Origin of the sequence: Streptomyces sp. 3MP-14 (assembly GCF_006334905.2) — a bacterium.
GTDB classification, from domain to species: Bacteria; Actinomycetota; Actinomycetes; order Streptomycetales; family Streptomycetaceae; genus Streptomyces; species Streptomyces triticirhizae.
Genome location: NZ_VDLZ02000004.1, coordinates 1 through 23609 on the forward strand (window position 1 = coordinate 1; position 23609 = coordinate 23609).

Consider the following 23609-nt stretch of genomic DNA (forward strand, 5'->3'; position numbering starts at 1 on the left):
ATCATCGGCGAACTCCTGGAGATCATCCGCCAGATCCCGCACCTCATCCGGGTCCCCCGGCGTCGGGTCCCGATCCATATCCACCGGCGACCAGTCACTCGGACGCGCCATCCCACTGCCCTCCCCCTCAGATCTGCCACATAGTGACTCCTCCCTCACCGTACGAGGCATGGCGCGGCGACACTATGCTGACGTGCGACCGATCTGACACAGACATCCGACCCCACTCCGCCAAGCCCTCCCGCGCGCCACGGGTCAGGGCAGGTCGGGCAGCAACACGGCCCAGGCGGTCAGGCGTTCGTCCCACCACTCGGGGCCGGCGTCCGACAGCAGCGCCAGCAGCGGGGTGAGCAGCAGCTTGGCGCCCCGCAGCCGGCGCATCGTCGCGATGTCCCGCTCGGCCCGCCAGTTCGCCGCGCCCGCGCGCGCCTCGTCCTCGGTCAACGGCAGCTCGGCGAGGGCGAGTTCCACCTGGTGGCGCGGGTCGAGCAGGGGAACGCCCGGCCGGGGCGGGCACGTTCGCAGCAGCGCGCGGCTGGCGTGCAGCCGGCTGACCACGGCGTCCCGCCGACGCATCGCGCCGGCCTCGACGGCCGCGACCAGCACGTACTCCAGCGCTGCGGCGCTGGTCGCCCAAGACGGCACCGACCTCGCCGACGAGTCGCGGTTGACGACCAACGGCCTGACCAGTTGCACCACCGTCTGCCACTCCGCGCGCGGCAGTGCCCCCGGCGCCGGCCGGCCGGCGGCCAACTCCCCGGTGAGCACGGCCGGTTGGGCAGCAAGCGCCCAGCTCAACCAGGGAGAGCACGCGCCGGGCGCGGCGGGATCGTCGGTCATCGCGGCGCCCCGCCCGGTGGGGCGAAGGTCGCGCGGGTTCGGGTCGGACTCGGGTCCAGCGGACGCCGGTTCCATGTCGCGGGGCGCTCCCGTCACTTGACCGTGGGGGCTCCGAGGATAGCCCCGCCCCGGGCCGGGCGGCTCGGGGCGGAACGCGGGTGGTGCCGGGGTCAGTCTTCGGCGAGGAGCAGTTCGGCCATGCGGTCGATCTCGGCGCGCTGGTCGGCGACGATGGCCTCGGCCAGTTCCAGGGCGTCCGGGTGGGCGCCCTCGGCCAGCTGGTTCTCGGCCATCGCTACGGCGCCCTCGTGGTGTTCGATCATCAGGTCGAGGAAGAGGGCGTCGAACGCCGGGCCCTCGGCGGCGGCGAGCGCGGCCCGTTGGTCCTCGCTCATCATGCCGCTCATTCCCTGGTGTTCCTCATGGCCGCCGCCGTGGCCGGAGTGGTTGTCGTCCGGCGCCGGTTCGGCGCCCCACTCCTCAAGCCAGCCGGTCAGTGTCGCGATCTCGGGCCCCTGGGCGGCGCTGATCTCCTCGGCCAGCGCCCGCACCTCGGGGTCGGCGGCCCGGTCGGCGGCCAACTCCGCCATGTCCAGGGCCTGTTGGTGATGCGGAATCATGCCCTGGGCGAAGGCCACATCGGAGGCGTTGGGGGCGTCGGCCGCTGGCGCGGACGTCTCGGAGGTGGGCTCGGAGGTGGGCTCGGCGGCGCCTTCGTCCTCGCCGCAGGCGGTGAGGGTGAACGCGGCGAGCGCGGCGGCCCCGGCCAGCGTGGCGGCGGCGCGGGCGCGCCGGGGGAATCGGGTGACGAACATGGTGAGGTCACTGCCTTCTGCGCGGAGTGTGCACGGATAGGTGCCTCGTCCGGCCGGCGTTTCCCGGCAGGTCGAGGTGGCGCGGGCGCGGCCGGTCGGGCCGCGCGGGCGCTCCTATATCCGCAGCACGCGCAGGTGGCTGAGGTCGGGCGGGCCGCGCTCGAACGGCGTGGCGGGCGTGGCGAGATGAACGGCGTCCGCCCCGTCGGGGGTGACGGCCGGCGCCGGGGTGGGGCCGGGCCAGGCCGGGGCGCCGCCGAGGGAGGCGGCGGCGCAGACCGTGTCGGCGTGGCCGGCGTGCGCGCCGCCCTCGTCGGGGTGGGCGCAGGCGGCGTCGGCCGGCGAGGCCGCCGGGCCGTGGGGCGAGACGGCGGCCGCCGGCTGGGCGCCGTGGCCGGGCAACGGCCGCTCGGCGGCGGCGCGTTCGTGGCCGTGGCCGTGGCTCGTGGGTGGCCGCTCGGCGGCGGCCGGGTGGGCCGGCGCCGTCAGGCCGTGCATCGCCAGCAGCCCCGCCAACACCAGGCCGACCAGCAGCGCGAGCCGGGGCGCCGCGCGGTGCGGCGGGGCGGGCGACGGCTGCCGGATGGCCATGTCCCCCATCGTAGGCGCCCGTTGTGACACTCCCCAGGGCGCCGGCGGGCGCCCGTCACCCGCGCCCGTCACCCAAGCCCAGCCTCCCGGACGTCGCGGACGTAGACGATCCCGTCCAGCTCGGACAGGTGGGCCGGGTCGAGCGGGGCGTAGCCGAACCAGGGCGAGACCCGGGCGGCCGGCGGCCGGTCGGCGAGGGCGGCGACCAGCCGGCGGGCGTCGACGAGGGAACGGTCCCCGGGCAGCGCGTGGAGCAGGCCCTCCACGGTGTTCCGGGGCGGCGCCTCCACGCCCCGGTCCCGGAGCGTGCCGATCGCCGTGGCCAGGAACGCGTAGTCCTCGCCCAGCCGCGCGCCGGCCAGCGCGCCGGCGCTCCACCAGGCCACCTGCCCGTCGTCCATCCGCATCGTGCTGCGGGACCGCTGGAGGTGACCGTTGTGGGAACCGACCAACGTCGGGCCGCGCCGGGCGAGGGCGAGGAGGTTCTGGGCCATCAGCTGGTCCCGCAGCCCCACCAGCCGCGTCATGCGGGCCGGCGAGCGGTCGGCCATCCAGTGGTGGTAGCGCAGCAGGCCGACGGCGGTCCGCCCGTACAGGCGGGCGCGTTCCCACTCCTCGGCGGAGGACGCGGCGATCAGCTCGGGCGTGCGTTCGTCGAGCAGCGCCACCAACTCGTCCGCGTACAGGCGCAGTTCGCGGGCCTCGGCCGAGCGGCCGAAGGACCGGGCCGGGTCCCGCATCGCGGCGGGCTCGGTCCACCGCTCGTCGGCGCCCAGCAGGCGGTCGAGGGTCTCCTCGGTGCTGGGCAGCAGATGCGGGGCCACCCCGGCCGCGAGCCAGCGGTGGAGTTCGGTGAGGGCCGCCCGGGGGCTGGCGGCGTGGGTGATCTCCAGCGGGCCGTCGATGCCGGCGAACCGGAGCCGTTCCGAGGCGGGCCTGCCCTCCCGTTCGGCGCGGGCGTTGTGGGCGCGCATCCAGCGCACGAGGGCGCGGTTGCCCTCCCACGCGCCCCAGCCGTGGCTGAGACCGCGCGCCAGCACGTCGTCCAGGCTGCCCCGGCCGGTGGTGATGTGGTCGTCGACGAGCAGGCCGGCCAGGCAGTCGCTCTCCAGGGCGATCGTCCGGTAGCCCTCGTCCTCGACCAGCTGCCGGAAGAGCGCGTTGCGCACGTCGAGCAGCGTGCCGTCGCCGTGGGTTGGCTCGCCGAGGGCGAGCAGCCGGGGGCGGTTCGGGAGCAGGTTCATGACGGCCGCCGCCTCGACGGCATGGGCGAGGTCTTCGGTTCCTGTGACCATGCCTTCAACGCTATCGTTGAAGGTTCGGTGGAAACTTCTGCTTGTTCCGGGCCAGTTGGAGGCGGAATCGTGGGCGGAAACCCTCAAACGAGCCCTCAACCGGGCCCGGAGCCGGCCGAGCGGCTGCGGCCGGTCGATCTGGCGCGCCGGCACGGGCTGTCCACCCAGGCGGTGCGGAACTACGAGGAGGCCGGCGTCCTGCCGGCCGCCGCCCGCACGCCGCACGGCTACCGCGTCTACACGCCGCTGCACGCGCGGGCGTTGCGCGCCTTCCTCGCGCTGCTGCCCGCCCACGGGCACCGGACGGCGACCGCCGTGCTGCGGGAGGTGAACGAGGGGGACCTCGATGAGGCGTTCCGGCTCATCGACGAGAGCCACGCCCAACTCCTCGACGACCGGCGGACGCTCCAGGCGGTGGCGGGCGCCCTCCGCGACCTGGCGCCGCACCCGGCCTCCGGGGCGTCGCGGTCCGGGTCGGGGGTGGGCGGCGGGTCGGGCGGGCTGTTCATCGGGACGCTGGCGGGCCGGCTCGGCATCCGGCCGGCGACGCTGCGCGCCTGGGAGCGCGCCGGGCTGGTGCGGCCCCGCCGCGACCCGCGCACCGGGTACCGGGTCTATGACGAGGCCGCCGTGCGGGACGCCCGGCTGACCCACCAACTCCGCAGGGGCGGCTACCCGTTGGCGCGGATCGCCCCGCTGATCGAGCGGGTGCGGGCGGCGGGCGGGGTGGAGCCGCTGGAGGGCGCGCTGAACGACTGGCGCGGCCGGCTGACCGCCCGGGCGCGGGCGATGCTGAACGGGGCCGCCGAGCTGGAGGGGTATCTCCGGGCGCGCGAGTGACCGGCGCACGCGCCGGGGCGTGCGGAACGAGCCGGGGCGTGCTGAACGGGCCGGGGCGTGCTGAACGGGCCGGGCGCCAGGGGTCCCCGGTCAGGCGCCGCCGTCGAGCAGGTTCCGGTTGACCTCCCGGGCCTCGGCGGCGAGTTCGGGCCGTTCGACGACCGTGACGCCGGCCGCGCTGAGGCGGGCGGCGCCGGCCCTGGCGACGAAGAGCGGCGGCTCGCGCCAGGCGTAGACCACGGTGGGAATGCCGGCGGCGATGATCAGTTCGGCGCAGGTGGTGGGGCGGGAGGCGCGCTCGCCGCACGGTTCGAGGGAGCTGTAGAGGACGGCGGTCGCCAGGCGCGGGTCGCCGGGGGCGAGCTTGGCGAGCGCGGCCTCCTCGGCGTGGTCGGTGGGGTGGGTCTCCCGCGAGTACCCGGTGGCCAGTTCGGTTCCGTCGGCGGCCACGATCACCGCGCCGACGGCGAAGGCGGTCGGGCTGGGCGGGCAGCGGCGGGCGAGGTCGACGGTCTGGCCGAGCCGGCGCAGCTGCTCGTCGAGCGGGGGCAGTTCGGGGACGCGGGGGCCTGAAGAACCGGGGTCGTTCATGCGGGGGTTCCTTCCGTGTCCGGCGTGGGTTGGGCCGTTCCGCGCGCCGGTGGGACCAGATAGCGCAGCAGCACGCAGTCGCCCAGCGGCCTGGCCTCGGCCAGCCGCAGGGGCCGCTCCGGGCCCTGCGGGAAGTCGGCCGGCGCGGTGAAGCGGGGCGAGCCGACGGCGCCCAGCAGGAACGGCGCGATGACCAGGTGCAGTTCGTCGACGAGGCCGGCGGCCAGGAACGCGGTGTGGACCGTGCTGCCGCCCTCCACCATCAGCCGGCACACCCCGCGTCCGCGCAGGTCGGCCAGGACGCGCCGCAGGTCGAGCGGGTCGCCGGCGCCGACCACGGTCGCGGCCTCGCCGAGCCGGGCCGCCGTGGCCGGGACGCGTTCGCCCGGGCAGTAGACCAGCGGCCGTTCGGCGCCCACGGTGAACACCCGGGCGTGCGGGTCGAGTTGGCCGCCGGCGGTGAGCACGACCCGGGCCGGGTCGGCCGGCAGCCCGGCCGCCTCGCGGGCGGCGCGGCGCTCGGCGGAGCGGACCAGCAGCCGGGGGTCGTCGGCGCGGACGGTGGCCGCGCCGACCAGGATCGCGTCCGAGGCGGCCCGCACCGCGTCGACCCGGTCCAGGTCCTCGGCGTTGGACAGGATCAGCCGGCGTTCGGTGCGGTCGTCGATGAAGCCGTCGAGGGAGGCGGCGCAGGACAGCAGCACCCGGGGCCGGCCGGCGGCCTCGGGCGGGCCGGCGGGTGGTGCGGCGAACGGTGCGGCGTGCGGTTCAGGGGTGTCCATCGCGCTCACCGTAGCCGCCCGTGTCGCCGGGGTCCGCGCCCGGCGGCGCGGTGCGGCGGATCGCCAACGCCAGGGTGTCGTCCGGGTGCAGGATCACGGTGTGCATCTCCTCGGCGAGCCGGCCGGGGATCTCGGCGATCGGCCGCCGCGCGTTGCGGGCGGCGGCCTCGACCAGCCTGGCCTCGCCCTCCAGCGGGTTCTTGCGGCTCTCGGTGAGCCCGTCGGTATAGAGAAGGAGCAGGTCACCGGGGTCAAGGCGGGTGTTGAGCATCTCGTCGCTGCCGGCCATGGGGAAGCCGATCCCGCGCCCCTTCAGCTCCAGATAGCCGTGTCGCCCGTCGCCGCGCAGCAGCAGCGCCGGCGGGTGGCTGCCGTTGGCGAGGGTGACCGCGCCGCTGGCCGGGTCGATCCGCACCAGCAGCAGCGTGGCCATCAGCGCCGGGTCGAACGGCAGCAGCACCTCGTCGGTGCGCTCCACCACCCGGTCGAGGCGGTGCCCTTCGAGGACCAGGGTGCGCACGGCGTGGGTGACGTTGAGCGCGGAGCGGGTGCTGGCGACGCCGTGGCCGAGGGCGTCGACGACGGTGATGTGGATCGAGCCGTCGGGCAGGGTGAACCAGTCGTAGAGGTCGCCGCCGGTGGGGGCGTCGGTGCCGGCCGGCGCGTAGTGCACGGCCATCTCCACGCCCTCGACCTCGACCGGCGGGGGCCGCAGGGCGTCCTCCAGCTCGCGCAGGATCTGGCCGTGGGCGCGCCGCAGCCGCTCGTCGCGTTCCTCCAGTTGGACATAGAGGGCGAGCACCCCGCTGTTGGTCTCGGAGAGTTCGTGCTGGAGCCGGCGGTGGTCGGCGGCCAGCGCGTCGGCCCTGGCCAGCGCGTGCTGGAGTTCGTGCTCCAGCGCCTCGTCCTCGGAGCCCTCCTGCTGGGGGCGGCCCGACCAGGTGACCGGCATCTCCCAGCGGACCGAGCCGTCGGCCAACACCTCGGCGGGCAGCGGGAGTTCGGCCAGGTCGGGCACGGCGTCGCGGTCCGTCCAGCGGCAGGCGACGGTCAGCAGCGGGGGGCGCGCGGCGGCGCGCCGCAGGGCGCTCGCCAGCACGACGGGGCGGCCGGCGGCCAGTTCCACGCCGGCGACGGCGCTGACCGAGACGACCAGCCGGGCGCGGAGGTCGACGGGCAGGCCGTGGCGCCGGGCGATCTGCCGCACGGCGCGGCGCAGTTCGGCGAGGCTGGTGAAACGGTGGCTGTCGTGGCTGGTCATGGGCTCGTCGGGTTCGCTGGGCTGGTCATCGTGGGGGGGCCTTCAGGTGGGGATCGCGACGGCGGTGGCGTCATCGCGGGGGCGTCGGTGGCGGTGGGCGAGGAACGGTGCCAACAGGGCGGGTGGGAGTGGAACCGGGGACGTGGGTGGGAGTGGAACCGGTGACGTGGGGGGCTCGGCGGGTGGGTCGAGCCGGGCGGGGTGGCCCGACCAGTCGGGGTGGATGCCGTCGGTGTGCAGGAGGAGGGTCTCCCCCGGCACGCGCGGCAGGCGGTGAACGGTGAGGCGCGGCAGTGTGTAGCCGACGATGCCGGGCGGGCCCGGCGGCCCGGCCCGCGGGCGGCCGAGCCCGAAGCGGACCAGTCTGACGTTGCCGACGGCGGCGAACTCGGCCGCCCGCTCGGTGAGTCGGAGCAGCGCGATCGCGGCGCCTCGGGTGCGGCGCAGCGCGCGGTGTTGCCGCTCCAGCAGCGTGCGCAGCGGCAGCGCCGGGTCGGCGTCGAACGCGGCGAGCGCGGCCAGCGCCGCCCGTTCCGCCTCGGGCCCGTGGCCCAGCGCGTCGATGACGGCCACCGTGCGGCCGGCGGGGGTGTCGCGGACGGCGAACGCGTCGCCGCAGGCGGCGGGGTCGGCGCCGTCCGCGCCCTCCGCGCCGGTGGGCAGGCAGACGGCGCCGGGCGGCGGCGCGGTGTCCGGCCCGGCGTCGGGCGCGGCGAGGGTGGCCCGGACCAGGGTGCCGCCGGGGTCGGAGTGGATGGTCAGCTGGTCGGCGATCCGGCGCACCGCGCCCAGGCCGCCGCCGAGGGTGCCGCTGGTGCTGAACCCGTCGGCGAGCGCGGCGTGGACGTCGGGGATGCCGGGTCCCCGGTCGACGGCGACCAGTTCGAGCCCGCCGCCCAGCGGCAGCGGCTGGAGGTAGAGCGCCCCGTCATGGGCGTGTTTGTCCAGGTTGGTCGCCAACTCGCTGGCGAGGACCGCCGCCCGTTCGGGCCCGGCGCCCGGCAGCCGGAGCGCGTGGGCCAGTTCGCGGGCGGCGACCAGCGCGAGGTGGGTGGCCGAGTGGTGGTCGATCCGCACCTGGCGGGTGAGCCGGGGCGGGGTGGCGGCGGTCACCCGCGCTACCCGGCCGCCCAGCGGGTGGCCCGGACCGTGGTGCCGCCCTCGGGCGGGCTGTCCACCTCGAACTCGTGCATGAGCCGCCGGGCGCCGCCCAGGCCGTGGCCGAGCCCGGCGCCGGTGCTGAAGCCGTCGTCGAGCGCGGCGTCGAGGTCGGGGATGCCGGGCCCCTGGTCGGTGACGGTGAGCCGGATGCCGAGCCGGCCGCGCCGGTCGAGTTGCTCGATCAGCAGGGTGCCGCCCCCGCCGTGGATATAGGCGTTGCGGACGAGTTCGCTGGCGGCGGTGACCACCCGGGTCTGGTCCACCAAACCCAGGTCGACGGCGAGTGCGGCGGCCCGCACCGCGTGCCGGGCCTCCAGCAGGTCCTCCTCGACGCGCACCGGCAGCTCGGTGCGGCTGGTCACCGTTCCGTCCGCCGCCGGCTGGCGGCTGGCCAGCCGCACCACCGGCTCATCCGGCATCGTCACCATGTCCGGCCTCCTGGGAAGATGCGGTGCGGAACCAGCCCAGGGCGGCCATTCCACGTTCGGCGGTCAGCGCGGTCTCCACGCCGTCGAGGCGCAGGCCGAGTTCCACGAGGGTGATGGCGACGGAGGGACGCATCCCGGCGACGATCACGCGGGTGCCCAGCAGCCGTGCGGTGGTGGTGAGTTCGCTCAGGGTGCGCGCCACGAAGGAGTCGATGACGGTCAGCCGGGAGATGTCGATGAGCACCCCGGTCGCGCCCTCGGCGGCGATGCGTTCGGTCAGTTCCGTCAGGAACGCCATGGCCGAGCGGTCGTCCAGCTCCTCCAGCAGGCCGGTGACCAGCACGTCGCCGAGCCGCAGGATCGGCACCCCGGCCGCGCGGACGGCGGTCACGAGGCGGCCCCGAGGGCGGCGGCCGGCGCCGGGGCGTCGCCGGTGATGCGCAGGGCGGCGGCGAGCGCGTCGGCGAGGGTGGCCCGGGTGAGGATGGTGGACAGGTCGATGCCGAGCTGGGCGATGGTCTGGGCGGTCGCCGGGCGGATGCCGCTGATCACGCAGTCGGCGCCCATCAGCCGCACGGCGGCGACGGTCTGCATCAGGTGGTGCGCCACGGAGGTGTCGACGGCGGCGACGCCGGTGATGTCGATGATCGCGACCTGCGCCTCGTCGTCCCTGATGGCCTGGAGCAGGCTCTCCATCACGACCTGGGTGCGGCTGGTGTCCAGCGTGCCGATCAGCGGCACGGCCAACACCCGGCGCCAGAGCCTGACCACGGGCGTGGACAGCTCCATCAGCTGCCGGCTCTGGCGGCTGATGATCTCCTCGCGGGTCGCCACATACTGGTCGAAGGCGAGGACGCCGGCGGCGTCGAGCACCCTGTTGAGGAGCACCGCCGCCTCGAACAGCTCGGTGGCGTTCCGCGTGGAGCGCTGGAGGATCTCCAGCACCACGTCCTTGAACGCCAGCACGGCGAGCGAGGTCGCGGTCGGGGTGGCTCCGCCGCGCGCGCGGCGGAGCGAGAGGTCGGCCAGGGTCTCGCGCAGCTCGGCGTGCTCGGTGGCGAGTTTGGCGGCCGGCAGCTCGTCGGTGGCCAGCCCGGCGAGCAGGGCGGAGACCAGCTGCTCGGCCTCGCCGCGCAGTTCGTGCTCGCCGATGCCGGCGACCAGCACGCCCTGGTCTATCTGGAGTCGGACCCAGTTCTCGGCGATCTCCGCTTCGTGGTCGCGCAGGGCGCGAACGACGCGTTCCCGTCCCGCCGACTCGATGGCACTCACATCAAACCCTCTCGTACCGGGTCGTCGCTCCGGGCGCACCGGAGGATCGCTCTCCCCGTGGGGCGTCTTGGCGCGTCGCCGACTTCAGGAACCTCTGCGGGAACTCCTTCGGGAACCGCACACATGCCGATTGTTGCCGTTCGGCAAATGTTAGCGTTCCTCCCACCACGGTCGGAAGCCGACCGACCACCAGCGAGGGAGTCGTTCCTTCGCCGCCCGGCCAGGGAGTGTTGATGCGCATCACGCCGAGACTACGCCGACCTGGCCGGTCGGTCCTCGGCCCGCGCCCCGAGGGCGGGCGTCGTCCGCTCCACGGCGGCCCGGAACCCGGCCAGCCCCTCGACCAGGGCGCGGCGCGCGCCTGGCGGCATGGCGGCGACGGCCGCGTTCAACTCCTGTTCCCTGCGGGCGCGCAGCTCGGCCAGGAAGCGGCGCCCGCTCGGCGTCAGCGCCAGCCGCAGCTCGCGGCGGCTGGCGGGGCTCGGCTCGCGCTCGACGAAGCCGACCGCCTGGAGCCGGTCGCAGAGCCGGCTGACCGAGGAGGGCGCCGAGCCCAACACCTCGCCCAGCGCACGCAGGTTGATCCCCTCGTCACGCTCCAGGACATAGAGGACCCGCAGTTGGGAGGCGGAGACGGGCGCGGGCGAGGCGGCGTCCCGGCCGCGTTCCCAGAGCACCTCCAGCAGCTCGATCACCTCGGCGGCCGCGTGGGCGGCGTCCGGGACGGAGTGCGGGGGCGGGGGTGTCACGGTCTTACTCTGGCATCGGTGCTCGCCCTTTGTCATCCGGTTGTCATCGGGTGTACCGGTTCCGCCCTGAACGCCCGCTCGCGGCGGCGGAAGGGGCGGCGGACCGGGCGGAACGTGACCAACGCCACCCGCACGCGCCGCACGCACGCCACCCCGGCACCACATCTCCCGTGACCACGGACCATTCAGCGAAGGCGGACCCTCCCCGGTGGACAGACTCGTGGCCGCGCACCGCGCCCTGCGGACGGCGGCCCCCCATCAGCTGCTGAGTGACCTCGGCTCGGCGCTGCGACGGCACTACTCCGTCGCCCAGCTCGAACTGCGGGTCGCCGACTACGGCATGACCGCGCTGCGCCCGCTGCCGTCCGACCACGCGGACGCGGGCCCGGCGCCCGCCCACATCGGGCCGCACGGGCGGGCGTTCGGCTCGCAGCGGCCGTTCGTCGAGCCCAGGCCGGAGGGCGTGGAGACCGTCACCGCGCATCTGCCGGTGACCGTGCGCGGCGACTGCCTGGGGGTGCTCACCGTGCGGCTGCCCGAGGCGCGGTTCTCCAGCGGGGTGCTGGCCGAACTGGCGGAGATAGCCGACGTGCTTGGCCACGAGCTGGTGGTGGCCGAGCGCGACACCGACCTCTTCGTGCGGGCGCGCCGCTCCGAACGGCTCACCCTGGCCGCCGAGATGCAGTGGCAGCTGCTGCCGGGCCGGTCCTGCTCGCACCGCGAGTTCGACCTGGGCGGGCAGCTGGAGCCGGCCTACGCCGTGCACGGGGACAACTTCGACTGGTCGACCTCGGCAGAGGACCTCACCCTCACCGTGGTCAACGGGATGGGCGAGGGGATAGAGGCCGCGCTGCTGACCCATCTCGCGGTCAACGCGCTGCGCAACGCGCGCCGCGCCGGGCTGCCACTCGCGGACCAGGCGCACCTCGCCGACCAGGCCGTCTACGGCCGGTACCGGGGAACGGCCCATGTCTCGGCGCTGCTGCTGCGGTTCGAGCTGGCGACCGGGCGGGTGGCGGTGATCGACGCGGGATCGCCGCGAATGTGGCGGCTGCGGCAGGGCACGGCGGAGTGCCGGGAGTTCGAGGCGCAGCTGCCGCTGGGCATGTTCGAGGACACGTACTACCGGGTGCAGGAGTTCCGGGTGCTGCCGGAGGACCGGCTGTTCTTCGTCAGCGACGGCGTCTATGACGCGGCCAACCCGAGCGGGGAACGGTACGGCGAGCGGGCGCTGGCCAGGGCGTTGACCAGCAGCCGGCTGCTGCCACCGGCCCAGGTGCCGCGCGCGGTGCTGTCCGAGCTGGCCAGCCACCACGGGCTGGGCCGGCCGGAGGACGACGCGATGGTGGTCTGCCTGGACTGGCACGGGTAGGGGTGGGGTGGTGCGGGTGGGTGCGGGTGGTGTGTTGGGTGCGGGTGGTGTGTTGGGTGCGGGGTTTGTCTGCGGGCCGGTGGCCGGTGCGGGGCAGCCCGACTGGTCGTTCTGTTGGTTGACGAGACTCTGCGGTGTGGTTGGGGTTCTGGCGCGGACCACGACGCCGGGCCTAGATGGCGCACGATCGGCCGGGTGCGGGCGTAACGAATGCCGGCAGGAGGCTGGCTGGGAAGGGGGGCGCGGCTTCCGGGAGGTGGGGTTCGTTGCCGCCAGGGGTGGTCGGGAATGGCGACCGTGCCCCACGGGCGCGGGGACTGCGGCTTGTTCGGGGGTCGATTGGTGGGTGGGGGCGTGCGTAGCGCGCACCGGCTTCGCCGGCCTGCCCCGGCATGTCGTCCGTCTCGAACGTGACCGATCGTCGGACGACTGAAGACGGGCGGTGCCGGTCGGTCGTTGAGGGGTGGGTGGGTGGTGGGGTCGGGTCAACGACCACGCTGCCGCGCGAACATCGCCTGCCGGTTGGATAGTCCGCGCCTTGTCCGCTTCCGGGCAGGGGGGGGTGGGGGTCTCTTTCTGTAGGTGCCCGTCTAGAGTTGAACGATCTGTTCACTTCCAAACGGGCACCTATAAAAAAGGTCCCCCACCCCCCGGCCTGCCCGCCCTCGGGAGTCGACGGCCCGCTGACTACCAGGACAGCAGGCGATGTTCGCGCGGCAGCGTGGTCGTTGACCGAACTCGACGAAGCCCCGCACTTCGAAACGACGACCGGTACGGGCCCCTCCAGTCGCCCGACGATCGGCCACGTCCGAGACGGGCGACATGCCGGGGCAGGCCGGCGAAGCCGGTGCGCGCTACGCACGCCCCCAGCCGCCGGCCGACCCTCGAACAAGCCGCAGTCCCCGCGCCCGGAGGGCACGCACCGCACTCCCGACCACCCCGGCGGCAACGAACTCCACCTCCCGGAAGCCGCGCCCCCCTTCCCAGCCAGCCTCCTGCCGGCATTCGTTACGCCCGCACCCGGCCGAACGTGCGCCATCTAGGCCCGGCGTCGTGGCCCGCGCCAGAACCCCAAGCCCCGCAACGAGCCTCGTCGACCAACAAACGACCAGTCGGGCTGCCCCGCACCGGCCACCGGCCCGCAGACAAACCCCGCACCCACCCCACCCCGTTCACTGATCCACGAAGACCCCAGAGAGAGACCATGGGCCCGGCCGCCCTGGCCGGAGGCGGGCGGGCAGGTCGCGGTCAGGTCGCGGTCGTTCTGACGGGGAGCCCCAGGAAAACACCGGGGTCGGCGAGCGCCTCGGCCGTCGGGACGCGTTCCAGGACGCCGCCGGCGAAGGCGTCGTAGAGCGGCAGCGTCTCCAGGTGGACATAGCCGATGTGGCAGTCGCAGACGGCCAGCGGGCAGGGGCGCGGAGCGAGCGCGGCGCGGTAGGAGCCGTCGTAGAGGTTGCCCAGCATGTCGCGGACGAAGTGGCAGCGGCGGACGGTGCCCTCGCCGTCGACCGAGACCACGCTTGAGCCGGTGCGGCAGGGCCGGCCGGCGGAGCGGTGCGGGTCGCGGCTGAACGGGAAGAGCGGGTCGATCGCCGTCCACTCGGCGGCCTCGGCGTCCCGGTAGCGGTGGCCCTCGGCGGCGTTCACCCAGAGGTAGACGTGCCCGGGCAGCTCGGCGCGCAGCCGCCGGGCGGCGGCCAGGTGCTCGGGCAGGCCGACGACGCCGACGCTGAACCGGACGCCCAGCGCGGCCAGTTCGCGGGTCTTCGCCAGGAACCGCTCGTGCGGCGTCTGCCCCGGGTGGTAGGTGCACCACAGGGCGAGGGTGTCCCGGTCGGCCTCGGCGAGCCAGCCGGTGCGGCAGCTGAGGTTGGTCTGGATCGCCACCCGCGCGACGCCGGGGGCGTGCGACAGCTCGACCAGGGCGCGGCGGTACCAGGAGCGCGTCAGGCCCTCGCCCCACGGCGTGAACAGGATCGACAGCCGCTCCTCCGGACGCCCGGTGGCCCAGCCGGTGAACCGCTCCAACGCGGCCCGGTCGGCGCGGAGTTGGGCGGGGGTGTCGCGCCGCTTGGCGAACGGGCAGTAGGGGCAGTCGTAGTCGCAGGAGGCCAGCGGGCCCCGGTACAGAACGGTCAGGTGCACGGCCGGCTCCCCGTTGTCGTGGCGGCTGTCGTCTCGTCATCGCGGCTCGTGGGCGGCCATCGCCGCCCGGACGGCGGGCGAGAAGAACGCGGGCCCCACCGCGTCGGAATGCGCCAGCCCCTCGTCGGTCAGCCGCAGCAGGCGGCCGGCGTCCTCCTCGGCGAGCCAGCCCCGGTCCGCCAACTCCGCCAGCTCCCCCGGGAAGTCGTCCTGCGGCGCGGTGCCGAACCGCTCCCGGTACTCGGCGACGGGCAGCCCCGCCGCCTGGAGCAGGGACTGGAGCAGATGACGGCGGCGCGCCTCGTCCTCGTCGACGCGGCGGCCGTGGCGGGCGCGGGAGAAGTCCGTGGTGGCGGCGTAGGCGTCGATGATGCCCCGGATCTCCGGCATGGCGACGGCGTAGTCGAAGGCGTAGTGCAGGGTCGAGGTGTAGGAACGGGCGCCGCAGCCCAGGCCGATCATGCCGTCGGTCTGGCAGGCGTAATCGTCGGGGCCCTGCTCGGGCGCGTCAGCCCGGCGGAACATCCGCATCGAGTGCTGCCGGTAGCCGTGCGCGAGCAGGTGGTCGCGGCCCTCCCGGTAGCGCGCCAGGCGCTCGCGGTCCCAGGCGAGATCGGCGGCAGCGGGGCCCGTGCCGGAGTCGGCGCGGCGGCCCAGGCCGGTCAACGGGCGGACGTAGAGCGGGTAGAGGTAGACCTCCTCCGGGCGCCAGGCCAGCGCGACATCCAGCGAGTGGCGCCAACTGGCCGACGTCTGACCGTCGATGCCATAGATCAGATCAATATTGAGCACCGGGATGGCGGCGTCCCTGATCCGGCCGAGCGCCGCCTCCACGTCGGCGCGCCGCTGGGGCCGCACCGCCGCCCGCGCCTCGGCCTCGACGAAGGACTGCACGCCCAGGCTGAGCCGGGTCGCGCCCCGCTCGGCGAGCACCGCAAGCCGGTCGGCCGTCGCGGTCGCCGGGGACGCCTCGACGGAGAGCGGTATCGCGCGCAGGTCCACGCCCATGCGCCGTTCGGCGATGTCGCAGAGCCGCGTCAGCTCGTCGGCCGTGAGGAAGGTCGGGGTGCCGCCGCCGAACGCGGCGTTGGCGAACCGCGCCGGCCGCCGGTCGCCCAACGCCTCCCGCACCGCGATCGCCTGCCGCTCCAGCGCGTCGAGATAGCGGCCGGTCAGGCCCTCGGGCGCGCCGACCCGGGTGAACAGGTTGCAGAAGCCGCACCGGACCTCGCAGAACGGGATGTGGGCGTAGAACGAGAGCGCGTCGCGCGCCTCGCCCGCCCAGACGTCGGCCAGCACCGGCCGGTCGGGCAGCGGGCGGTAGGCGGTCTTGTGCGGGTAGGCGTAGACGTAGTGCTGGTAGGGGCGGACGGGCGCTGCGGTGGTGGTCATGCCGGCGGCTCCGGGGACGGCGGGGGTGGCGGGGCTGGCGGGGGGTTCGCGGGGTCCAGGAAGAAGTGGCCGTAGGGGACGGTCCAGACCGCCGAGTGGCCGATGCGGTGGCCGGTGTACCCGTCCTCGCCGTAGGCCGTGCCGTGGTCGGAGGTGACGATGGCGAAGCAGCGGCGGCGAGCGCGCAGCACGGCGAACAGCCGGCCGACATGACGGTCCACGTACTCCAGGGCCGCCGCGTGGCTGGCCCGGGTGTCGCCGGCCTCCCGCGTAGCGCCGGGCAGGTGGAACCAGTTGGGCTGGTGCAGCGCCGAGACGTTGAGGAAAAGGAACAGCCGCCGCGCGGCCGGCAGTCGGGCCACGACCTCCTCCACCCTGGTGACCTGCGCCTCGAAGGAGGTGGGCGAGGCGACGGAGAACTCCGGCTCCCAGTGGCTCTCGGCGAACAGCCCCGGCAACACCCGGCCCAGCGCGCCCCGTTGGTTGAAGAAGCCCACGCCGCCGACGCAGACCGTGTGGTAGCCGCGCTCGGCCAGCGCGGTGGGCAGGTCGGGCGCGTCGAAGACGAAGGTGCCGTCGGCGGTGGTCTCGCTGCCGGCGAACCGGGCCGCGAACAGCCGCGGATGCGGCCCGGGCCGGGCGGGCGTGGGCAGGAAGCCGGCGAACATCGCCTGGTGGGAGGCGTAGGTGAAGCTGGCCGGGGCGTGCCGCTCCTCCCAGGTGCCGCCAGGCAGGTGGGCGGCGAGGTTCGGCAGCCGGCCGGCGGCGGCCAACTCGACGGCCACGTCGTGCCGGAGGGTGTCAAGGGTGAGCAGCAGCAGGTCGTCGCGGCCGACGACGGCGTTCATGTCGGGGTCGGCGGGGCCGGCCGCCGGCGCGGCGGAACGGGCCTCCGGCGTGGCGGGGCCGGCCCCGGCGTCGGGGGCGACGGGCGGCGCCGGGGTCTCAGCGTGCGGCATGGTGTGCGCTCCTCGGCCGCTCGCTCGACTCGTGCAACTCGTTCCACTCGCTGACGTCGTTCGACAGGGGCGACAGGGGCGACAGGGGCAACGCGCCCGGCAGGGCGGCGAGCTGCGCGCCATAGGTGTCCAGTCCCTCCGCCGGACCGCCCAGCAGCCCGGTCAGCCCGGGCAGCAGGTCGCCGAAGGCGTTGACCTCGCCGACGAGGAACCGCCGCCAGCCGGCGGCCGGCAGCAGGTCGACGCCCACGCAGAGCGTGCCGGGGAAGCGGGCGGCGGCCCGCTCGCAGACCGCGAGCGCCTCCGCCCAGCGCTCCCCGGCGCGTTCCCGCACCGCCGCCAACTCGCCCCGGGCGCCGCCGAGATGGAGGTTGGTCAGCGGCAGGCGGCTGGTGCGGGCCACCGCGTGAGTGGCGCGGCCGGCCACGACCACCACCCGCAGGTCGGTCGCCCGCCCGCCGAGGCTCGCCTTGGGCACCCACTGCTCGATGTGCAGCCCGTCAGGGGCGAGCGCGTCCACCACGGCGGCGACGGCGCGCTCCTCGGTGAGGCGGCGGGGCCGCAGCGTGTTGTGCAGCCGGCCGTCCGGCGCCACCTCCACCGGGGTGGTCGCCCGCACCCGGCCGGCCGCCGTGGTCTCGACGGCCAGCACGCCCGAGCCCGAGGAGCCGTGCGCCGGCTTGACGAAGAACCGGGCGGCGCCCAACTCCCGTGCCGCCGCCAGGACATCGTCCCAGCCGCGCACCGCCCGGGCGGCCCCCGAGGTGGGCGAGGGCGGCACCCGCACGCCCGCCTCGGCCAGCCGGGAGTGGGTCAGCCGCTTGTCGAACAGCACCGCCAGCTCGTCCGGGTCGTCCAGCCGCAGCCCGCCGCGCAGCGAGCGCACGGCGGCCAGCAGCCGGGCGTACCAGACGGCCGAACCCTCCACCCGCGTCGGCTCGTCGAGCCCGCGCAGCAGCCGGTCCACCTCGGCGTTCTCCCCCGGCGAGTCCAGCCGCACCACCTCGTCGTCGGCGAACGCGTGGCCGCCCTCGCGCAGCACCAGGGCCCAGGGGACGACCCGGGGCCGGTCGTAGCCGGCGGCCTCGGCCGCCCGCAGGAAGTGGGTCACCCGCCGGTTCTCCGGGTTCCCGACGACGGCCAGGCGAACGGGGCGCGCCGCCGGGGCCTGGTCACTCACCCACCGCGACGAAGCGCCAGACGTCGCCGTCACCGTCCTCGTCCTCCTCAGCGCCGTCCGCGTCCAGGTCCAGCTCCACGCCGGCCGGCTCCAGGGTCTCCCGCAGCCGGGTGCGCAGCGCCTCGCTCAGGAAGTTGTAGGAGAGGTCGAGCGACGTCAGATGGGTCAGCGGCTGGCCGGTCAGCAGCGCGCTGGCCCCGTCGTCGGTGAGCACGCCCATCGACAGGTCCAGCGTCTCCAGCCGCGCCACCACGGGCGCCGAGGCGACGGCGGCGCAGACCGCGTCCTGCATCTCGCTGTTGCACAGCGCCAGATGCTTCAACGCCGGCAGCCGCTCGCCGGCCAGGATCGGCATCAGGTCGGTCACCTCGGAGTTCCCGCCGTACTCCGGGGTGCCCAGCCACAGTTCGAGGTGGGTCAGCGCGGGGAACTCGCTGGCCCCCACCCCGCGCACCGCCTCGGCCGGCATCCCGCCGGTCTCCACGACCAGCTTCCGCAGCCGCTCGTGCCGGACCGGCGCGAACTCCAGCTCGGTGCCGCCCCGGACGCCGAACTCCTCCAACTCGGGGAAGCCCTCCAGCAGATCGCTCACCCGCCCCTGGTAGATCCAGGAGATCTCGGCCTCCTCCATCACGATGTCGCCGAGGAACACGGCGCGCAGCGCTGGCAGTCGTTCGCGCGCGTCCAGGATCGCGCTGATCACGGCCGTCGGGCGGTTCTCGTAGGACTCGCCCCAGGAGCCGACGATCAGCGCCCGCACGCGGGTGGTGTCCACGGTGGCGAGGAAGCGGGCGAAGGCGGCCGGCCACTCCTCCTTGGCGTCCCAGGACGGGATGGCGACCCGCCAGGCCGCCTCATCCGCTGCGGGCAGGGCGGCCGGGCCCTCGGGTCCCTCGGCCTCTTCGGGGAAGTCGACGGCGGGCAGGCCGTAGAACTCTTCCAGGTGGCTTCCGATGGTCATGCTGCGCCCGCTCCTCGTCGTCGTGTGGGCCCGTCCCGTGGATGGGTCGGTACGGGAGTTCTACCAAGTGCCACTGACAACACGGTCGGTGACCCCGCGTCGACCTGCGGGCGCCGGCCGTTGTCAGTGCCCTCGGCTACGGTCCGTATCACTGTCAGTGGTCGTGGCACGACGGGTGCCGACGACGGGAGGGAGCGCCGTGTACCGGCAGGGAGACGTGTTGATCGTGCCGTTGGACGAGGCGGCCGTGCCGCAGGGGGCGGAGACGGCCGCCGCCGAGCCGCGCGACGGGCGGGGGCGGCTGGTCCTCGCGCTGGGCGAGGCGACGGGACACGCGCACGCGGTGGTCGGCCCCGGCCGACTGGTGCGCGAGGGCGGGGCGTTCGGGCCGGCGCTGCTTCATGTCCCGGAGGGCGCGCGGGTGGTGCACGAGGAGCACGCGGCGATCTCGCTGCCGCGTGGCTGGTACCGGGTGGTGCGGCAGCGCGAGTACGTGCCCGGCTCCGTGCGGGTGGTGGCGGACTGAGCGCGGCGGCCGGTTCGGGAGTTGAGACGGGAACGCGGGAGTTGAGGGGTTCGGCGATGACGGGGACGACGACGGGGAGGAACGCGATGAGCGAGCGGGTGGACTGGCGGGCGGTGGCCCTGGCCACGGGGCCGGCCGAGCGGGAGACCGCCGAGGAGGGCGTTCGGCTGGCCTATCGGCGGGCGGGCCTGGCGGAGCCCGCCTCGGTGGTGTGGGTTCCGTCGCCGCTCGCGGCGGTGCGGCTGCTGCGGGACGGCGCCGGCGGCGAGCGGGGCGCGAGCGTGCGGGCCGCCGTGCACGACCGGCCGGTGGCCGCCCAACGCGCGCGGCTGCACGGCCTGTTGGGGCCTTCCGGCTGGTCGGCGCACTGGCGGGCCACCGGCGCCGACCTGTGGGAGGCGACGACACCGCTGGTGGAGCGGGTGCGGGCGGCCGCGCTCGCCGAGCTGGCGCCGGGCCGCCGGGAGGAGCCGGCGCTGCGGGTGCTGCTGTTGGACGCGGTGCTCGGCCAGCAGGACGCGGCCTGGCTGGCGGCCCTGGAACCGGGCGAGGGTTCGGGGCTCGACGGGCTGGCGGCCGTGGCCCGTTCGGCCGGCTGGTGGTGGCCCTACGAGCGGATCGCGGTGATCGCCGAGCGGCCGACCGAGCTGCACCGGGACGAGGCCGGCCGGCTGGACCGGGCGGACGGCCCGGCCCTCGCCTACCCGGACGGCTTCGCGCTGCACGCCTGGCGCGGGCTGCCCGTGCCGGGCGAGTTCCTTGACCGGCTGGACGCGCTGACGCCCGAGCGGATCAGGGCGGAGGAGAACGCGGAGCTGCGCCGCGTGATGCTCGAACACTACGGCTACGACCGTTACTTGGCCGAGTCCGGCGCCCGGCCGGTGCACCGGGACGAGACGGGGGTGCTGTGGCGGATCGCGCTGCCCGGGGACGAGGACGTGGCCATGGTCGAGGTGGTCAACTCCACGCCCGAGCCGGACGGCACCAGCCGCGTCTACTGGCTGCGGGTGCCGCCCGGCACACGGACCGCGCGGGAGGGGGTGGCATGGACGTTCGGCCTGGACGCGGACGCCTACGCGCCGCTCCGGCAGACCTGAGCGGCCCGCGCCCCGGCGGGCCGTCCCGGCTACCAGCCGGCGGCCGGCAGCACCGTGCCCTGGTAGTCGAAGACGGCCTGGTTCTCCCAGGCGTTGCCGGAGGCCGGGTCGGCCGGGTCCCAGCCGTTGCCGGGCACGGCCGTCCAGGCCGGCTCCCAGTAGAAGACGCCGAGGCCGCGCCCGCCCGGCACGCCGGCGACCACGGAGGTGATGTCCCGCACCCACCGCCGCTGGCCCTCCGGGGTGGCCGGGTAGCCGGCGACCAGTTGGGACTCCTCGCCGATGATGTCCTGGTGGTCGTCGTCGCTGCCCAGCGTGAACGGGTAGGCGGTCTCGACCACCACCACGTCGCGGTCGTAACGGGCCACCAGGTCATGGAGGTTGGCCTGGAGTTCCGGCAGGGTGCCGTGCCAGTAGCCGTAGAAGGACAGCGCGATCACCTCGAACGGCACCGCGCGGGCCGTGGCGTTGTCGAACCACCAGCGGAAGAGCGCGTTGTCGCCGCCCTCGGCCAGGTGCAGCGCCCTGCGGGTGCCGGGCGAGGCGTCGGCGGCGGCCTCGGCGCCGGCGGTCAGCAGCGCGGCCAGCCGGTCGAAGTCGTCCGTCGAGCCGTCCGGCCAGAGCATCCCGGCGTTGATCTCGTTGCCGATCTGCACCAGGCCGGCCGGGGTGCCCTGCTCGACCAACGCGCCCAGCACGGCCGAGGTGTGCTCGGCGACGGCCCGTTCCAGGCCGGCCGCGTCCAGCCCGGCCCAGGCGGCCGGCTTGTGCTGCTGGCCCGGGTCGGCCCAGCTGTCCGAGTAGTGGAAGTCGACGAGGATCTCCATCCCCAGCGCGGCGGCCCGGCGGGCCAGCGCGGCGATCCGGGTGGTGTCGTGGTAGCCGTCCGGGGAGTTGACCCAGACCTTCAGCCGCACCCAGTTGGCGCCGTTCTCGGCGAGGATGGTCAGCGCGTCGGCCGCGCTGCCGTCGGCCCGGCGGAAGACCGCGCCCAGGTCCTCCGCCTTGGGCAGCGAGGAGACGTCGACGCCCCGGATCGGCCCTTCGGCGGCCCGGGCGACCCCGCCGGCCAGCAGCGGCCAGGCCAACGGCGCGGCCAGCGCGGCGCCGGCACCGCGCAGCACCGCCCGCCTGCCGACGCCCCCGCTCCCGGCCTTCCCCTCGCCCGCGCCGAACGTGTGCGACGTGCTGGACGTACCCATCATGAACTCCCTTGTCCGATCGAGTCGTTCCGTCTGCGCGGCGCCCGGGGCCGGCCCCCGCCGCCTCCCTGCCGCCGCCGTTCACCCGGCCAGGCGCACCACCCGCACCCCGCCGCCCGGGACGCCGAGCTTCCCGGCGACGTCCGCCCCGGTCAGCAGCTCGACGCCCGCGCCGGGCAGCGGCAGGGTGACCTCGGCGTCGTTGTGGTTGATCGCGAACAGGTAGACGTCGCCGCTCTCGCCCCGGCGGCGCACCACCTCCAGGTCGCGCGGCAGCTCGTCCCGGTCCGGCAGCCCGGCGTCAGCCAGCGCCAACGCCAGCACCGCGTCCAGCCCGTCCCGCCCCAGCCGCGCCGAGACATACCAGGCGGTGCCCTCGCCCAGCCGGTGCCGGGTCACGGCCGGCCCGCCGGCCGCCGGCCCGTCGGCATACCGCCAGACCGGCTCGGCGCCCCGGGTCACCACCGTCTCCGCCCAGGTGTCGGCGGACAGGTCGGGGACGCCCTCCGGGCCGGTCAGCCGCACCGCGCGCCCCGCGTGCAGCGGCTGGAACTCCTCGACGGTCAGCCCCAACACCCCGCGCAGCGCCCCCGGATGCGGCCCCGGGTGCACGGCGTCGTGCTCGTCGACGATCCCGGAGAAGTAGGAGACCAGCAGCGTTCCGCCGCCCTCCACATAGCGGCGCAGCCGCTCCCCCGCCCGCGCGCTCGCCAGATAGAGCGCCGGCACGACCACCAGCGGGTACCGGTCAAGACCGCCGGCGTCCAGTGCCCCGTCCCCCGACGCCCCGCCCTCCGGCGGGACGAAGTCGACCGTCAGATGCCGGTCGTAGAGCGCCGCGTAGCACGCCTCGGCGCGCTCGCGGGTGTCCAGGTCCTCGCTGGGCCGCCACTCCAGCTTCTGCGCCCACCACGACTGCCAGTCCCACACCACGGCCGCGTCGGCGACCGTCTCGCTGCCGCGCACCTCGGCCAACCGGCCCAGGTCGGCGCCGAGTTGGACGACCTCGCGCCAGATCCTGCTGTCCGTGCCGGCGTGCGGCACCATCGCCGAGTGGAACTTCTCCGCGCCCGAGCGCGAGGCCCGCCACTGGAAGAACAGCGCGCCATCCGAGCCGCGCGCCACATGCGCCAGGCTGTTGCGGGCCATCTCCCCCGGCCGCTTGGCGATGCCGCGCCGCTGCCAGTTGACCCCGCTCGTGGAGTGCTCCAGCAGCAGCCAGGGCCGGCCGCCGCCCACCGAGCGGCTGAGGTCGGCGGCCATGGCGAGGTTGATGTGGTTGCGGTCCTCCTCGGCGACCAGGTAGTGGTCGTTGGTGACCAGGTCCACCTCCCGGCCCCAGGACCAGTAGTCCATGGAGTCGCACTGGGTCGGTGAGACCATGAAGTTGGTGGTCACCGGCGTCCCCGGGGACAGCGCGCGCAGCAGCTCGCGCTCGTGCCGGAAGTTGGCCAGCGCGCTGTCGCTGGCGAACCGCGCGAAGTCCAGCCGCTGCGCCGGGTTGGCGACGGTCGGGGTGAGCCGGGGTGGCTGGATCTCGTCCCAGTCGCCGTAGCCCTGCCCCCAGAACGCCGTGCCCCAGGCGTCGTTGAGCGCGTCCAGGCCCCCGTACCGCTCGGCGAGCCAGCGGCGGAAGTGCGCGGCCGAGACGTCGCAGTAGCACTCCAGCACCGGCACCCCGTACTCGTTGTGCACGTGCCACATCGCCAACGCCGGGTGGCGCCCGTACCGTTCGCCGAGCGCGGTGACGATGCCGGTGATCGCCTCCCGGTACGCGGGTGAGCTGTGGCAGATCGCGCCGCGTGAGCCGAAGGCCCAGCGGGTGCCGTCGCGGCTGACCGGCAGCGCCTCCGGGTGTTCGCGGTAGAACCAGGCGGGCGGCACCACCGTCGGCGTGGCCAGGTCGATCCTGATCTCCGCCGCGTGCAGCAGCTCGATCACCCGGTCCAGCCAGCCGAAGTCGAAGTCGCCGGGCCTGGGTTCGAGGCGGGCCCAGCTGAAGATGCCGAGGCTGACCAGGTTCACCCCGGCCTGCCGCATCAGGGCGATGTCCTCGTGCCACACCTCCTCCGGCCACTGTTCCGGGTTGTAGTCGCCGCCGAAGGCGAGTCGGCCCAGCCCTCTGGGGGTGGCGTGCGGCATGGATT

23 protein-coding genes are annotated in these 23609 nt (G+C 75.2%); 4 read left to right on the forward strand and 19 right to left on the reverse strand.

What is annotated here, in order from left to right; genetic code table 11:
• Positions 1–255 precede the first annotated feature (255 nt).
• From FH609_RS06740 to FH609_RS06755, 4 genes are all read right to left on the reverse strand, one after another.
• The gene (locus tag FH609_RS06740; protein ID WP_139666656.1) at positions 256–840 is read right to left on the reverse strand and encodes a hypothetical protein; all 585 of its coding nucleotides are present in this window, start codon (positions 838–840) and stop codon (positions 256–258) included.
• Positions 841–1010: 170 nt separating this feature from the next.
• On the reverse strand, positions 1011–1655 hold the full coding sequence (locus tag FH609_RS06745; protein ID WP_139666655.1) for a DUF305 domain-containing protein: 645 nt from the start codon (positions 1653–1655) through the stop codon (positions 1011–1013).
• Positions 1656–1769: 114 nt separating this feature from the next.
• Positions 1770–2246: a DUF6153 family protein gene (locus FH609_RS06750; RefSeq protein WP_139666654.1), complete on the reverse strand. Its 477-nt coding sequence runs from the start codon at positions 2244–2246 to the stop codon at positions 1770–1772.
• Between the two features lie 68 nt (positions 2247–2314).
• Positions 2315–3541, reverse strand: a complete 1227-nt coding sequence (locus tag FH609_RS06755; RefSeq protein ID WP_139666653.1) for an erythromycin esterase family protein — start codon at positions 3539–3541, stop codon at positions 2315–2317.
• A 69-nt stretch (positions 3542–3610) separates the two neighbouring features.
• Here FH609_RS06755 and FH609_RS06760 point away from each other — a divergent pair, with 69 nt between their 5' ends.
• Positions 3611–4381: a TioE family transcriptional regulator gene (locus FH609_RS06760; protein WP_226961461.1), complete on the forward strand. Its 771-nt coding sequence runs from the start codon at positions 3611–3613 to the stop codon at positions 4379–4381.
• A 90-nt stretch (positions 4382–4471) separates the two neighbouring features.
• Here FH609_RS06760 and FH609_RS32260 read toward each other — a convergent pair whose 3' ends face one another.
• From FH609_RS32260 to FH609_RS06800, 8 genes are all read right to left on the reverse strand, one after another.
• Positions 4472–4972, reverse strand: coding sequence for a deaminase (locus tag FH609_RS32260; RefSeq protein ID WP_139666651.1), 501 nt, complete (start codon positions 4970–4972; stop codon positions 4472–4474).
• Positions 4969–5754: a RibD family protein gene (locus FH609_RS32265; RefSeq protein ID WP_139666650.1), complete on the reverse strand. Its 786-nt coding sequence runs from the start codon at positions 5752–5754 to the stop codon at positions 4969–4971. The genes FH609_RS32260 and FH609_RS32265 overlap by 4 nt, the downstream gene beginning before the upstream one ends.
• Positions 5741–7015, reverse strand: a complete 1275-nt coding sequence (locus FH609_RS06775) for a PP2C family protein-serine/threonine phosphatase (RefSeq protein WP_139666649.1) — start codon at positions 7013–7015, stop codon at positions 5741–5743. The genes FH609_RS32265 and FH609_RS06775 overlap by 14 nt, the downstream gene beginning before the upstream one ends.
• Before the next feature lie 42 nt (positions 7016–7057).
• Positions 7058–8128: an ATP-binding protein gene (locus tag FH609_RS06780; protein ID WP_139666648.1), complete on the reverse strand. Its 1071-nt coding sequence runs from the start codon at positions 8126–8128 to the stop codon at positions 7058–7060.
• A gap of 5 nt (positions 8129–8133) precedes the next feature.
• Positions 8134–8604 carry an anti-sigma regulatory factor gene (locus FH609_RS06785; protein WP_226961462.1) on the reverse strand — a complete coding sequence of 157 codons (471 nt, stop codon included), beginning with the start codon at positions 8602–8604 and terminating at the stop codon, positions 8134–8136.
• Positions 8585–8995, reverse strand: coding sequence for an STAS domain-containing protein (locus tag FH609_RS06790; protein WP_139666647.1), 411 nt, complete (start codon positions 8993–8995; stop codon positions 8585–8587). Before FH609_RS06790 ends, FH609_RS06785 begins: the two co-directional genes overlap by 20 nt.
• Complete coding sequence (locus tag FH609_RS06795) at positions 8992–9876, reverse strand: STAS domain-containing protein (RefSeq protein ID WP_139666646.1); 885 nt, start codon at positions 9874–9876, stop codon at positions 8992–8994. Before FH609_RS06795 ends, FH609_RS06790 begins: the two co-directional genes overlap by 4 nt.
• 251 nt (positions 9877–10127) lie before the next feature.
• The gene (locus FH609_RS06800) at positions 10128–10661 is read right to left on the reverse strand and encodes a MarR family winged helix-turn-helix transcriptional regulator (protein WP_139666645.1); all 534 of its coding nucleotides are present in this window, start codon (positions 10659–10661) and stop codon (positions 10128–10130) included.
• A 172-nt stretch (positions 10662–10833) separates the two neighbouring features.
• Between FH609_RS06800 and FH609_RS06805 the strand changes: the two genes are divergently transcribed.
• Entirely contained in the window at positions 10834–11997 is a 1164-nt protein-coding gene (locus tag FH609_RS06805) for a PP2C family protein-serine/threonine phosphatase (protein ID WP_226961464.1), read from the forward strand.
• 1248 nt (positions 11998–13245) lie between these two features.
• Here the strand turns inward: FH609_RS06805 and FH609_RS06810 are convergent.
• From FH609_RS06810 to FH609_RS06830, 5 genes are all read right to left on the reverse strand, one after another.
• Positions 13246–14145 (reverse strand): STM4011 family radical SAM protein, encoded by a 900-nt coding sequence (locus FH609_RS06810; RefSeq protein ID WP_139666644.1) that lies wholly within the window; start codon positions 14143–14145, stop codon positions 13246–13248.
• A 36-nt stretch (positions 14146–14181) separates the two neighbouring features.
• On the reverse strand, positions 14182–15537 hold the full coding sequence (locus FH609_RS06815) for an STM4012 family radical SAM protein (RefSeq protein ID WP_139666643.1): 1356 nt from the start codon (positions 15535–15537) through the stop codon (positions 14182–14184).
• Positions 15534–16385, reverse strand: coding sequence for an STM4013/SEN3800 family hydrolase (locus tag FH609_RS06820; RefSeq protein ID WP_139666696.1), 852 nt, complete (start codon positions 16383–16385; stop codon positions 15534–15536). The genes FH609_RS06815 and FH609_RS06820 overlap by 4 nt, the downstream gene beginning before the upstream one ends.
• A gap of 97 nt (positions 16386–16482) precedes the next feature.
• The gene (locus FH609_RS06825) at positions 16483–17676 is read right to left on the reverse strand and encodes an STM4014 family protein (RefSeq protein WP_193317811.1); all 1194 of its coding nucleotides are present in this window, start codon (positions 17674–17676) and stop codon (positions 16483–16485) included.
• Positions 17669–18637 (reverse strand): STM4015 family protein, encoded by a 969-nt coding sequence (locus tag FH609_RS06830; RefSeq protein ID WP_139666642.1) that lies wholly within the window; start codon positions 18635–18637, stop codon positions 17669–17671. The genes FH609_RS06825 and FH609_RS06830 overlap by 8 nt, the downstream gene beginning before the upstream one ends.
• A gap of 199 nt (positions 18638–18836) precedes the next feature.
• Between FH609_RS06830 and FH609_RS06835 the strand changes: the two genes are divergently transcribed.
• Complete coding sequence (locus FH609_RS06835) at positions 18837–19163, forward strand: hypothetical protein (RefSeq protein ID WP_139666641.1); 327 nt, start codon at positions 18837–18839, stop codon at positions 19161–19163.
• Positions 19164–19249: 86 nt separating this feature from the next.
• A complete protein-coding gene (locus FH609_RS06840) occupies positions 19250–20260 on the forward strand; it encodes a DUF6745 domain-containing protein (protein WP_139666695.1) in 1011 nt (336 codons plus the stop codon).
• A 29-nt stretch (positions 20261–20289) separates the two neighbouring features.
• Here FH609_RS06840 and FH609_RS06845 read toward each other — a convergent pair whose 3' ends face one another.
• Positions 20290–21462: an arabinogalactan endo-1,4-beta-galactosidase gene (locus tag FH609_RS06845; RefSeq protein WP_319789581.1), complete on the reverse strand. Its 1173-nt coding sequence runs from the start codon at positions 21460–21462 to the stop codon at positions 20290–20292.
• Positions 21463–21543: 81 nt separating this feature from the next.
• Entirely contained in the window at positions 21544–23604 is a 2061-nt protein-coding gene (locus tag FH609_RS06850; protein WP_139666639.1) for a beta-galactosidase, read from the reverse strand.
• Positions 23605–23609: the final 5 nt, after the last annotated feature.